Raw genomic sequence first — 12,360 nt, 5'->3', positions numbered from 1 at the left:
AACGACTAGTCGCGCAGTTTGCGTCCTTCGGAATCGGGCACCTTGTCCATGAGCATCATGATGCCGTCGATCAGCGGCCAGATCCCGCCAATACCGCAGGTCAGCCACGTGACAGCGATCTGGGCGACAGCCATGCCCGGGTAGCCAAGGTAGAAACGCCCGACACCAAAGCTGCCGAGGAAGATCTGCAGCAACCCCGCGACCAACTTGCTCTTGTCCGACAGCGGGTTGCCCCACTCGTCGACGAGGGGATAGCCAGCGTAGGGCTGCGGGTAGCCGGGCTGCGGGTAACCCTGCTGCGGGTAACCCTGCTGCGGGTAGCCGGGCTGCGGGTAGCCGGGCTGCGGATAGCCCTGCGGGTACCCCTGGTCGGGGTAGCCGGGCTGACCGCCCTGCGGGTAGATCGGCTGATCGCCCTGCGGGTAGATCGGCTGATCGCCCTGGGGGTAGCCGGGCTGGTCACCCTGTGGGTAGATCGGCTGATCGCCCTGCGGGTAGCCCGGAGGCGCCTGGTAGGGCTGGTTCGGGTCAGGCTGTCCGGCAAGCGGGTCAGGTGAAGTCACCAAACCAGCCTATCGCCGTCGGCGACGAACGGTCCACCGCCGCGTGCTGCATCGAAGAGTCGCTGAACCAGATATCGCCGTTGCGCGCGACCGCGGCGTTGTTGCAGAACACCATCGGCTTCCCGTCGACGGTCGTGACGCGTTCGTCGACGGCCCCGTCGTCCGGGTCGACGACGAGAAGGTCGCGATGGGCGTCGGCCACCAACAATCGCCCGTCGACGAGGAGTTCGGGGCGCAACGATTGCACTGCGATCACTCCCCCAACAGGGTCCGCCGCAGCGCTGCGTCCTTATCGGCGACCATGGCGGCCAGATCGTTCTGGAAGTCGACCATCCGCTGGTGCAGGGAGTCATCGGCCGTGGCCAGGATCCGGACTGCGAGCAGGCCCGCGTTGCGGGCACCGCCGATCGACACCGTCGCGACGGGCACCCCGGCCGGCATTTGCACAATCGACAGGAGCGAGTCCATCCCATCGAGGTACTTCAACGGCACCGGCACGCCGATGACCGGCAGCGGGGTCGCCGAGGCGACCATCCCGGGCAGGTGTGCGGCCCCGCCCGCCCCGGCAATGATGACCGAAAGTCCACGCTCGGCGGCGTTCCTCGCATAGTCGAGCATCTGCTGCGGAGTGCGGTGGGCCGACACCACGCCTACCTCGAACGGCACGCCGAATTCGGCGAGCGCCTCCGCGGCGGCAGACATCGTCGGCCAATCCGAATCACTGCCCATGATCAGGCCGACACGCGGCCCCGTCGTCTCACTCACCGTGCACATCCCATCCGTCGGTCCAGGTGGCTGTCGACAACCAGGTCGCCGCCCGTTCGGCGCGCTCACGCACGTCGTCCATCGACGCCCCGGGCGCACCCACGATATTGACATGCCCGATTTTGCGGTCGGGCCGCTCGCCCTTGCCGTAGAGGTGGATCTTCGCATCGGGAATCCGGGCCATCAGGTGGTGGACCCGCTCATCCATCGACATCGACGGTGCCTGCGCGGCGCCCAAGACGTTGGCCATCACCACCGGACCGGCGACGGCATCGGTCGCGCCCAGCGGATAGTCGAGAACCGCGCGCAGGTGCTGCTCGAACTGGGACGTGGTCGAGCCGTCCATCGACCAGTGCCCGCTGTTGTGGGGGCGCATCGCCAACTCGTTGACCACCAGCTCACCGTCATCGGTTTCGAAGAGCTCCATCGCCATCACCCCGACGACGCCGAGCTCGTCGGCCAATCGCAGCGCCATCTGCTGAGCCCGTTCGGCGACCTCCGGGGCCAACCCCGGCGCCGGGGCCAGGACGACGGCGCACTGCCCGTGCCGCTGGATCGTCTCCACCACCGGCCAGGCCGCACCCTGGCCGAACGGGGACCGCGCGACCAGCGCCGACAATTCGCGGCGCATCGGCACCTTCGCCTCGACCATCAGTTGGGCCGACACCTGCGCCTCGTCAAAGACCTCCAGTGCCCGGGTCTGATCGTCGAGCAGCCACACGCCGCGTCCGTCATAGCCGCCTCGGACCGCCTTGATGACGATGTCCCAGCCGTGCCGGACCCCGAACTCGACCAGCGCGTCACGGGCGACTGCACGCTCCCCCGACAGGTCGGCGAAGTCGGGCACCGGCAGGCCGAGTTCCGACAGTCGCCTGCGCATCGCCAGTTTGTCCTGCGCGTAGTGCAGTGCCGCCGACGGCGGCAGCACCGCCACCCCGTCTGCCTCCAGTGCCTTCAGGTGCGCCAGCGGTACGCCCTCGTGGTCAAAGGTGAGCGCCGCCGCACCGGCGGCGGCGCGACGCAGGTCATCAAGGCTGTCGTGGGATCCGAGCACCACGTCGGCACTCACCTGGGCCGCTGGATCAGCTTCATCGGCGGCCAACACCCGCAGACATTGACCGAGGGCGATCGCGGCCTGGTGGGTCATCCGCGCCAGCTGACCACCGCCGACCATTGTGACCACCGGCATCGTCGTAGAGGCTCTGCGCACGCGCTCCATCCTGCCGCATGATTCGGGAGCCGGAAACGCAGCCCGTAGACTAGATCCTTGTGCCCTTCGTCAACGACGTGATCAACGCGCTTCCCGGTCCCCTGCACCGGATCGCGATCCGTCATCGTGAGTTGATCAAGTTCGCCATCGTCGGGGGCACCACGTTCATCGTCGACATGGCGATCTTCTACCCGTTGGCGTTCACCGTCCTGGAGAGCAAGCCGGTGGTCGCGAAGATCATTTCCGGTGTCGTCGCGACGATCCTGAGCTACATCCTCAATCGCGAATGGACGTTCAACAACCGCGGCGGGCGGGAGCGCCACCACGAGGCGCTGCTGTTCTTCGTGATCAGCGGGATCGGCGTGGTTCTGGCCGCCGCACCACTGTGGGTGGCCAACAACGTCTTCAACCTGCGCGAAGCTCCGGCCGGGCTGGAGTTGGCGATCCTCGACTTCTTCCTCGCCTACATCATCGGCAACTTCCTGCAAATGGCCTTCCGGTTCTGGGCGTTGCGCCGTTTCGCCTTCCCCGAGGTGGTCCCGGTCGGCGGCGAGGGTGGTTCCACCGACGTCAGCCCCACTTTGGCCGAACTCACCGATGAGGAACTCGGCCACGCCTGAGCGCCGTCGTCGGCGCGACAGCGGGCACGACGATCGAGAATTCCACCGGGTGCCGCGACGTGAGTTCCAGGCGGCCGCCGTCGGCTTCCACGAGCGCCCGGGCCAGTGACAGACCCACCCCGGTCCCGGTCGACACGCCACCGGTGAAGCCGCGCCGGAAGATCTTGTCGACGAGGTCGTCGGGGACCCCGGGCCCTTCGTCGGTGATCTGCAACCGCAGCATCTCCGCAGACTCCAACGCATCGACGATCACGGTGGCCCGGCCGCGACCGTGGTGCAGCGCGTTGTCCAGCAGCACCGCGAGCGCCTCCCGCAGCCGGCTGGGCTGAGCGGTCCACACGATGGCCGGCTCGGAGGTGCGCGCCACGATCTGCACCCGCCGCCCCGCGGCCGCGAACGCCGGCGCGAAATCAGCGACCAGCGTGACCACCATCGGCCCGATGTCGACGGCACTGGCCGGAGTCGCCTCACTCGTCCGCGACGCGACGACCATTTCGTCGAGCTCCCGCGTGAGGCGGTCGACCTGGCTGGCCGCGGCCTCCGCCTCGGCGACGACGTTCTGGTCCGCGTGCAGCGCCAACTCGTCCAGCCGCAACTGGATGGCGGTCAACCGGCTGCGCAGCTGGTGTGACACCTCGCCGACGATGCCGCCCTCGCGGTCGAGCCGCATCGCGATCTCGGTGTTGGCCGCCCCGAGGGCCCGCGACACGCGGTCGAGCTCGGGTATCCCGTACTCGGGCCACTCCGATCGAAAGTCTCCGCGCGCCATTGCCGACGCCCGGTCCGCCACACGCGTCAACGGGTCGGCCAGGCGCCGCGCGGTTACCGTCGCCACCACGACACCCGCCCCGACCGATGCGAGCACCACTGCCACGACGATCACGACACCGCCGGCCTGGTCGCGGCGCACCTGGCTTGCCGGGATCGCGAGCTCGACGGTGCCCGCCGCGCCCAAGTCGATCGAGTCGACGAACTCGCGCCCGTCGACCGGTGTGCCCAACCGGGTCGTGATCATCGCCGGGGCGGCCCCCGATTGCGCACGCGCGGGGACGTGGTGGGTGATCCGCAACTGGCCTCCGTCGGGCATGAGCAGTCCCAGGCGCGACGAGGTAAGCGCAGCCGGGTCGAGCTCCCCGCCGGGCCCCTCCATCTGGATCAACTCGCCGGCGATGTGCTTAAGACGGAGATCGAGATCCTGGTGGGCGTTGTCGGCGATCCACCACCACGCGATGACCGACAGCGGAACACCGAGCATGACCCCGACGATCAGCAGCATGCCGATCATCGACGTCCGGATGCGGCGGCGCATCAGGCCCCGTGCGGCACGTACGGGTGGTCAGGCATCGAACCGGAAGCCCATGCCGCGCACCGTGATGATGTGACGCGGCCGGTCCCCGACGTCGTCGCCGATCTTCCGGCGCAACCACGAAACGTGCATGTCGAGGGTCTTCGATGACCGCAGGTCGGCCGACCCCCACACCTGTGTGACTAGTTCATCACGGCTGACGACTTGCCCGGGCCGGGCCATGAGGAACTGCAACAGGTCGAACTCGCGGTTGGCCAGGACGACGTCCTCACCGTCGACGAGGACGCGGCGGGCCCTGGTATCCAAGACGATGGACCCGCCGACGAGGACCTCCTCGGCGACGGGCGGGCGGCGGCGCAGCAGGGCGCGCACCCGGGCGAGCAGTTCGGCGAGACGGAACGGCTTGCCGACGTAGTCGTCAGCCCCGGCGTCGAGCCCGACGACGAAATCGACTTCGTCGGTGCGTGCCGTGAGCATCAGCACCGGCAGGTCGGGGCGGCGGTTCCGCAACTCGCGGCAAACCTCCAACCCGTCCATCTTGGGCAGACCGAGGTCGAGCACCAGCAACTCGAACCGCGGGTCGACGGCCTGTTCCAGCGCCGTCGCCCCGTCGCCGACGACGACGCACCCGTACCCCTCGCGGGTCAGCGCGCGCGCCAACGGCTCGGCGATGGCGGCGTCGTCCTCGGCGAGCAAGACCTCGGTCATCGCGCCTGTGCGTTCAGTGCTGCTCGTCGGCATGATCGGTGAGCACCTCCTCGTAGAGCATCGCGTGCACCCTCTCGACGTCGGGAATGTTGTGGAAGGTCAGCGGCTCGTCGGAGGCCGACTCGATCACGAGGGTGCCGGTGCGCAACATCCGGTCCATCAGGCCGTGCCGGAACTCGACGGTGTTGATGCGGGAGATCGGGATGTCAATACCGGCCCGGGTGAGGATGCCGTTGCGGTAGATGACGCGTCGGTCGGTGACCACGAAGTGGGTCGTCGCCCAGCTGAACAGCGGACGCAGGACGCCCCACACCAACGCGAGGCCCCAGAACACGCCCACCGCGGTAAACGCTGCCGTCCGACCGCCGCCGTGCAGCGACGAACCGCTGATGATCCCGGCGAGCACGCCCGCCAGCAGGGTCACGATCGCAAAGATCACGAACGGCCCGACCAGCAGCTTCCAATGCGGGTGCCGGTGCAGGACCACGGCCTCACCGGGTGCCAGGTTGTGTGCGGGATATCCCATGTCCACGAGCATAGGTGCACCCGCGGGCGACGACGGTCAGCTCGGCTCGAAGGTGCTGAATCCGCGCAGGTGCGTGACGTCGCCGGCGGCGATCGCGGTCGTCGTACCGCCGTCGGCGGCCACGAGCAGGCGGCCCTGCCGGTCGACGTCGACGGCCGTGCCGATCAGTTCACGGTCGGCCGGCAACACCAGGCGCACCCGCTGTCCCAGCGTCACGCACTTGCTCCGGTACTCGGCGAGCAACTCGTCCAGGCGCGTCGGCCACAGCGCCAGTTCGACGTCGAGGTCGCGCAGGATCTCGACGACCAGCTCGTCGTCGTCGACCATCCGTCCGGACTCGACGAGGACCGAGGTCGCCTCTGGCACGGGCAGCCGGTCGGCCGTCATCGACGTGTTGATCCCCATCCCGATCACCGCCTGGCCGCCGTTGGGCCCGGCGATGTACTCGGAGAGGATGCCGGCGACCTTGCGCTCGGCAATCAGCACGTCGTTGGGCCATTTCACCCCCAGCGTCACATCGAACTTGGTGGTGCGCGCGAGGGCGTCGGCCACCGCGACGCCCGCGAGCAATGACAGCCAGCCCATGGCCGCCGTCGCACCGCCGACTCCGATGCCGACGGAGAACGTCAGCGCCCCGGTCGGCCCGGTGGTCCACACCCGGTCGTGGCGACCGCGGCCGGCGGTCTGGTGCCGCGCGATGAGCACGCGGCCGTCGATATCCCCGGTCGCCGCTGCTGCGGCAAGATCGGCGTTGGTGGACCCGGTCGATTCGACGACGTCGACCTGGCGCCACCGGGTCCCGGCGAGGTGTTCGAGAAGATCGGACATGCCTGCAACTCTATGCCCGCCAGGCCGCGACGCGCCCGCCATCGCCGCCGCCCCGCGGGGCTGCTGGCGCACCGAGACTGCCGGTCGTTAGCATGAACCCCCATGACCACCGCATCGCAGGACTCGTCGGCCAACGACATCCACACGACCGCCGGTAAGCTCGCCGATTTGCGCAAGCGCCTCGAAGAGGCCAAGCATCCGGTCGGCGAGGCTGCGGTGGAAAAGGTTCACGCCAAGAACAAGCTGACTGCGCGCGAGCGGATCACCCATCTGCTCGACGAAGGCTCGTTCGTCGAGATCGATGCGCTGGCACGCCACCGCTCCACCAACTTCGGTCTCGGCGAGAACAAGCCGCTCGGCGACGGCGTCGTGACCGGCTACGGCACGATCGACGGCCGCGAGGTCTGCGTCTTCTCGCAGGACTTCACCGTGTTCGGAGGCAGCCTCGGCGAGGTATACGGCGAGAAGATCGTCAAGGTCATGGACCTGGCCATCAAGACCGGCCGCCCGCTCATCGGCATCAACGACGGCGCCGGCGCCCGCATCCAGGAGGGCGTCGTGTCGCTGGCGCTCTACGGCGAGATCTTCCACCGCAACGTGCGCGCCTCCGGGGTCATCCCGCAGATCTCGCTGATCATGGGCGCGGCCGCGGGCGGGCACGTCTACTCCCCCGCGCTGACCGACTTCGTCGTCATGGTCGACCAGACCAGCCAGATGTTCGTCACCGGACCCGACGTCATCAAGACCGTCACCGGCGAGGACGTCACGATGGAGGACCTCGGCGGCGCGCACACCCACATGGTGCGCTCGGGTGCGGCCCACTACGTGGCCCACGACGAAGAGGATGCGCTCGAGTACGTCAAGGAGCTGCTGTCCTACCTGCCGAGCAACAACCGTGCCGAGCCGCCGAACAACCCGATCCCCGCGCCCCCGGGCTCGATCGAGGACAACCTGACCGCCGAGGATCTCGAGCTCGACACGCTGATCCCGGACTCGGCCAACCAGCCGTATGACATGCACGAGGTCATCCGCCGCATCCTCGACGACGACGAGTTCCTCGAAGTCCAGGCCGAGCGCGCGATGAACGTCATCGTCGGCTTCGGCCGCGTCGACGGCCTTTCCGTCGGCATCGTCGCCAACCAGCCGACCCAGTTCGCCGGCTGCCTCGACATCGACGCGTCGGAGAAGGCGGCCCGTTTCGTCCGCACCTGCGACGCCTTCAACGTGCCGATCGTGACGCTGGTCGACGTGCCCGGCTTCCTGCCCGGCACCGAGCAGGAGTACAACGGCATCATCCGGCGCGGCGCCAAGCTGCTGTACGCCTACGGCGAGGCGACGGTCGGCAAGATCACCGTCATCACCCGCAAGGCCTACGGCGGCGCATACGACGTCATGGGGTCCAAGCACATGGGCGCTGACGTGAACCTCGCCTGGCCGACCGCGCAGATCGCGGTGATGGGCGCCTCGGGAGCCGTCGGCTTCGTCTACCGCAAGGAGATCAAAGAGGCCACCGCACGCGGTGACGATGTCGACGCCCTGATGCTGCGGCTGCAGGAGGAGTACGAGGACACCCTCGTCAACCCCTACGTCGCCGCCGAGCGAGGATACGTCGACGCCGTCATCCCACCCAGCCACACCCGCGGGCAGATCGCCAATGCCTTGCGGCTGCTGCAGCGCAAGATGGTCGTCATGCCCCAGCGCAAGCACGGGAACATCCCGCTATGACCGAGCAGCAGGAGGACACGGCGCCCGCTCCCCAGAAGCCGCCGGTGGTCAAGGTCGAGAAGGGCAACCCGACGCCGGAGCAGGTCGCGATGATCACTGCGATCATCGCCGCCAAAGCCGCCGGTGGCGGTCCGGCCGTCCCTCCGACCCGCGACGAATGGGGCCGTCCGGTCGACCGGCTGCGTCCGCATTGGGCGTCGGCGACGAGTTTCTGCACGCAGCCCTGGTGACCGGCGGCCCCGAGGTCGTCCTCGGTTCCGCTTCACCGGCGCGGCTGCGCGTGCTGCGCCAAGCCGGGCTCGAGCCGCGCGTCCTGATCGCCGACCTCGACGAGGATGCCCTCGTCGCGGAGCTGGCCGCTGCGCCGCCCACCGAGATCGTCACCCGTTTGGCCGCCGCCAAGGCCGACGCCCTCATCGCACGTGTCGACTCCCCCGACGCGGTGCTGCTCACCTGTGACTCGATGCTGCGCATCCGTGGCGAACTCGTCGGCAAACCGCACACCCCCGAGGTAGCGCGGCAGCGGTGGGTACAAATGTCGGGCCAGTCGGCGAACCTGCTCACCGGTCACTGCATCACCCGCATCGTGGACGGCACACCTGTCGACCGGGCCGCCGACTGCGAATCCACCGAGATCCGCTTCGCCACCGTCGACACCACGACCATCGACGCGTACGTGTCGACCGGTGAGCCGCTCGCGGTGGCCGGCTCGTTCACCCTTGATGGCTACGGCGGCTGGTTCGTCGACGGAATCGACGGCGACCCGTCTTCGGTGATCGGCATCAGCCTGCCCCTGACCCGTCGCCTACTGGCCCGGGTCGGCGTCGACGTCACCGCGCTGTGGTCACCGCGCTCGCGGTAGTCTCGCAGGCACAGCCCCCCGCGCGACGAAAGGCTCCCCAACATGGGCGTCGAACTTGACCCGAACCCGGCCTTCGCCTCCTACGCCCATCCTGAGCGTCTGGTCAGCACCACCTGGCTCGCGTCCCATCTCGGCACACCCGGGCTCAAGGTCGTCGAGTCCGACGAGGATGTGCTGCTCTACGACATCGGTCACATCCCCACTGCGCAGAAGATCGACTGGCACTTGCACCTCAACGACCCGGTCACCCGGGACTACATCGATGGCGAAGCATTCGCCGAACTGATGCGCGCCAAGGGGATCAACCGCGACGACACCGTCGTGATCTACGGCGACAAGAGCAACTGGTGGGCCGCGTATGCCCTGTGGGTGTTCACCCTGTTCGGCCATCCCGATGTCCGCCTGCTCGACGGTGGGCGCGACGCGTGGATGTCGGAGGACCGCGACTCCTCCCTCGACGTCCCGGAGTACCCGCGCAGCGACTACCCGGTGGTCGCGCGCGATGACTCGGCAATCCGCGCCTTCGCCGACGAGGTCCTGACCGCGCTCGGCACCGAACCGCTGATCGACGTCCGGTCGCCGCAGGAGTACACCGGCGAGCGCACCCACATGCCCGATTATCCGGAGGAGGGGGCCCTGCGCGGCGGACACATCCCGACCGCGGTGTCGATTCCGTGGGCCAAGGCTGCCGCGCCCGACGGCCGGTTCCGCTCGCGCGCCGAACTCGACGAGATCTACGCCGGATTCGACCCGGCCGAGCCGACTATCGCCTACTGCCGCATCGGCGAGCGGTCCAGCCATACGTGGTTCGTACTCACCCATCTCCTCGGTTTCGACAAGGTCCGCAACTACGACGGCTCGTGGACCGAATGGGGCAACCGCGTGCGCGTGCCGATCGTCGTCGGCGACGAACCGGGCGGGGTTGCGTGACCGGCCTGCCCGCACCGCTGGCCGAGATCGTCGACGATTTCGCCGCCCTCGCCGAGTCCGACCGGGCGACGCTGCTGCTCGAGTTCGCCGACGAGTTGCCGCCTCTGCCCGACGACTTGGCACCCGAGGCGATGGAACCGGTCCCCGAATGCCAGTCGCCGATCTTCCTGTCCGTCGACGCGTCGGACCCCACCTCGGTGCGCCTGCACTTCAGCGCCCCCCGTGAGGCACCGACGACGCGGGGGTTCGCCGCGATCCTGCACCAGGGCCTCGACGGTCAGCCCGCCGACGCGATCGTCTCGGTGCCCGCCGACTTCGGCTACGAGCTGGGCCTGGCATCGGTTGTCTCACCGCTGCGGCTGCGCGGCCTGGCGGGCATGCTGGCGCGCATCAAGGCCGCGATCGCGCGCGCCGGGTAGCCACGCGCGATGGACTTCCTGCAGATCCTCGACCTCCCGCTGCGGCCGGGCGGACTCGTGGAGTGGACGCCGGTGCTGCACGGATCGGCGCAGTTGAGCGCCGACCCGCGCCCGACGTCGCACAACCACGAACAGCATCTGCGCGACGCATTGGACTACCAGGCGATCACCGGTCACACCGGCGGTCGCGAAGCGTGGCTGGGGGTCTCGATCGAATTCGACGAGCCGCTGTCCATCCCCGCGATCCGCCTTGCACTGGCCGCCTGGATCGACCGACACGAGGTGCTGCGCAGCCACGTCCTCGAATCGAAGACAGCACGCACCGATGGGATCGGCGGTGGGTTGCGCCGCGTCACGGCCCCGCCGGGCTCGGTGTCGGTGACGATGACCCGCGTCGGCTGGTACCACGACGAAACACTGCTCGTCGAGCAACTGGCCGGCTGGTTCGACCGCGGCACCGCACCGGTGTGGTGGCCCGCGTACCGCTTCGCGACGGTCGGGCGGGAGGCCTCGTTCACGCTGCTCTTCGCCGGCGACCATTCCCTGCTCGACGGCTATTCGCTCGTCATGTCGGTGCCCGAGCTGCGCGCGCACTACCAGGCCGCAGTGGTCGAGGTAGGCCGTCGCGGTCCCGATGTCCCACTCCCCGAACTTTCGCCGGCGCACACCGTCGGCAGTTACATCGATTACAGCGGTATCGAACGGGAGGAGGCCGATCGTGCCGACGCCGACCACCCGGCGGTGCGCGCCTGGGCGGCGTTCCTCGCCGACGGGATGCCGCGGTACCCACGACTGCCCGACGGGGCCCCACTGCCCGAGCACACGCACCGCCTGCCCGAGCACGCGCACGGGTTCGCCGCCAGCGGTTTCGAGGGAGGTGCCGATTCCGCTGCCGGACTCGAGCCGCAGTCGTCCTATTACGCACTGCTTGCCGATGACGCAACGACCGAGGAGTTCACCGCCGTGTGCGCCGCCGCGGGTACCACCCTGTTCGCCGGGGTGATGGCGGGACTCGCCCTAGCGTCGTGCGAGCGTCTCATCGCCGCCGGTGACGTCGGGCCGGCGCAAGACCCGCCCACCCGGTTTCGCGCCGTCCTGCCGCGACACACCCGAAACGAGCCGCAGTGGTTGTCTGCGCTCGGCTGGTTCGTGTCGCTGTCCCCATTCGACCTCGACATCGCCGGGGCCGCCTCGTTCTCGGAGATGGCGCAGCGGGCGGCCGCGGAGTTGCGGCGGGGACGGGTCGGCGCTTCGTTGCCGTTACTGCGGGTCGACGAGCTCCTCGGTTCCACCGAGTCGCCGCAGTTCGCCATCTCCTACCTCGACACGCGCTCGTCCCCGGGGGCCGAACACGACGACGCCGGTGGGGCGCGCGTCCTGCGCAGCCACCGCTACGCCGACGAGGAGGTGTACCTGTGGATCAACCGCACCCCGGCGGGCCTGCGGGTGTCCGCGCGTCACCCGAGCGCCCTCGACGAGGATGTGCGGGGCCTGTGCGCCGCGTTCGCCAAGGTCATCGAAGATGTGGTGACGCGCCACTGAGGAGCACACAGGGCCTAGTGTGATGTGCGATACGCACACCTTTAGAATCGCCAAGGAAGCGCACACCCGCGCCGATGCAGCAGGAGACTACGTGCCCAAGACAGCCAAGATCACCAAGGTCCTCATCGCCAACCGCGGTGAGATCGCCGTCCGCGTCATCCGCGCCGCCCGCGACGCCGGCATCACCAGCGTCGCCGTCTACGCCGAGCCCGACGCGGATGCCATGTTCGTCCAGCTCGCCGACGAGGCGTTCGCCCTCGGCGGCCAGACGTCGGCCGAGTCGTACTTGGTCTTCGACAAGATTCTCGACGCCGCGAAGAAGTCGGGTGCCGATGCGATCCACCCCGGCTACGGCT

16 protein-coding genes are annotated in these 12,360 nt (G+C 68.8%); 8 read left to right on the top strand and 8 right to left on the bottom strand.

Translation table 11 applies throughout. The features are described from left to right. Nucleotides 1–5 precede the first annotated feature (5 nt). The 4 genes from B4L26_RS19090 to B4L26_RS11135 are packed head-to-tail and all read right to left on the bottom strand — an operon-like array spanning nt 6 to nt 2,547. A complete protein-coding gene (locus tag B4L26_RS19090; protein ID WP_409563480.1) occupies nt 6–563 on the bottom strand; it encodes a TM2 domain-containing protein in 558 nt (185 codons plus the stop codon). Beyond that, a complete protein-coding gene (locus tag B4L26_RS11145; protein WP_290718943.1) occupies nt 550–819 on the bottom strand; it encodes a hypothetical protein in 270 nt (89 codons plus the stop codon). The genes B4L26_RS19090 and B4L26_RS11145 overlap by 14 nt, the downstream gene beginning before the upstream one ends. Further along, nucleotides 816–1,337, bottom strand: coding sequence for a 5-(carboxyamino)imidazole ribonucleotide mutase (gene purE, locus B4L26_RS11140; RefSeq protein WP_290718942.1), 522 nt, complete (start codon nt 1,335–1,337; stop codon nt 816–818). Before purE ends, B4L26_RS11145 begins: the two co-directional genes overlap by 4 nt. Continuing rightward, a complete protein-coding gene (locus tag B4L26_RS11135) occupies nt 1,321–2,547 on the bottom strand; it encodes a 5-(carboxyamino)imidazole ribonucleotide synthase (protein WP_409563481.1) in 1,227 nt (408 codons plus the stop codon). The genes purE and B4L26_RS11135 overlap by 17 nt, the downstream gene beginning before the upstream one ends. 50 nt (nt 2,548–2,597) lie before the next feature. On the opposite strand from B4L26_RS11135, the gene B4L26_RS11130 reads away from it, so the two are divergent. After that, nucleotides 2,598–3,158 (top strand): GtrA family protein, encoded by a 561-nt coding sequence (locus B4L26_RS11130; protein WP_290718940.1) that lies wholly within the window; start codon nt 2,598–2,600, stop codon nt 3,156–3,158. Here B4L26_RS11130 and B4L26_RS11125 read toward each other — a convergent pair. From B4L26_RS11125 to B4L26_RS11110, 4 genes are read right to left on the bottom strand one after another with little or no spacing between them, the layout of a single operon-like run. Then, entirely contained in the window at nt 3,130–4,467 is a 1,338-nt protein-coding gene (locus B4L26_RS11125) for a sensor histidine kinase (protein ID WP_290718939.1), read from the bottom strand. The two genes, B4L26_RS11130 and B4L26_RS11125, sit on opposite strands and share 29 nt — an antisense overlap. Before the next feature lie 27 nt (nt 4,468–4,494). Then, nucleotides 4,495–5,172 (bottom strand): response regulator transcription factor, encoded by a 678-nt coding sequence (locus B4L26_RS11120; RefSeq protein WP_290718938.1) that lies wholly within the window; start codon nt 5,170–5,172, stop codon nt 4,495–4,497. A 13-nt stretch (nt 5,173–5,185) separates the two neighbouring features. After that, on the bottom strand, nt 5,186–5,710 hold the full coding sequence (locus tag B4L26_RS11115; RefSeq protein WP_290718937.1) for a PH domain-containing protein: 525 nt from the start codon (nt 5,708–5,710) through the stop codon (nt 5,186–5,188). A gap of 24 nt (nt 5,711–5,734) precedes the next feature. Beyond that, entirely contained in the window at nt 5,735–6,526 is a 792-nt protein-coding gene (locus tag B4L26_RS11110; protein ID WP_290718936.1) for a biotin--[acetyl-CoA-carboxylase] ligase, read from the bottom strand. 102 nt (nt 6,527–6,628) lie between these two features. Here B4L26_RS11110 and B4L26_RS11105 point away from each other — a divergent pair, with 102 nt between their 5' ends. The 7 genes from B4L26_RS11105 to B4L26_RS11075 form a co-directional block, all read left to right on the top strand. Then, complete coding sequence (locus B4L26_RS11105) at nt 6,629–8,251, top strand: acyl-CoA carboxylase subunit beta (protein WP_290718935.1); 1,623 nt, start codon at nt 6,629–6,631, stop codon at nt 8,249–8,251. Then, a complete protein-coding gene (locus B4L26_RS11100) occupies nt 8,248–8,481 on the top strand; it encodes an acyl-CoA carboxylase epsilon subunit (RefSeq protein ID WP_290718934.1) in 234 nt (77 codons plus the stop codon). Before B4L26_RS11105 ends, B4L26_RS11100 begins: the two co-directional genes overlap by 4 nt. Next, entirely contained in the window at nt 8,463–9,113 is a 651-nt protein-coding gene (locus tag B4L26_RS11095; protein ID WP_409563540.1) for a Maf family protein, read from the top strand. Before B4L26_RS11100 ends, B4L26_RS11095 begins: the two co-directional genes overlap by 19 nt. A gap of 42 nt (nt 9,114–9,155) precedes the next feature. After that, entirely contained in the window at nt 9,156–10,043 is an 888-nt protein-coding gene (locus tag B4L26_RS11090) for a sulfurtransferase (protein WP_290718932.1), read from the top strand. Beyond that, nucleotides 10,040–10,462, top strand: coding sequence for a SufE family protein (locus B4L26_RS11085; RefSeq protein WP_290718931.1), 423 nt, complete (start codon nt 10,040–10,042; stop codon nt 10,460–10,462). Before B4L26_RS11090 ends, B4L26_RS11085 begins: the two co-directional genes overlap by 4 nt. A 9-nt stretch (nt 10,463–10,471) precedes the next feature. Beyond that, nucleotides 10,472–12,004, top strand: coding sequence for a condensation protein (locus B4L26_RS11080; protein ID WP_290718930.1), 1,533 nt, complete (start codon nt 10,472–10,474; stop codon nt 12,002–12,004). 91 nt (nt 12,005–12,095) lie between these two features. Then, the coding region (locus tag B4L26_RS11075; RefSeq protein ID WP_290718929.1) for a biotin carboxylase N-terminal domain-containing protein at nt 12,096–12,360 on the top strand (265 nt) is incomplete at its 3' end.

The sequence above is a fragment of the Gordonia sp. UBA7599 genome (assembly GCA_002477755.1).
In the GTDB taxonomy this organism is placed as follows: domain Bacteria; phylum Actinomycetota; class Actinomycetes; order Mycobacteriales; family Mycobacteriaceae; genus Gordonia.
The sequence above is the reverse complement of the archived record's forward strand: the minus strand, read 5'-3'. Positions and strand labels throughout refer to the sequence as shown.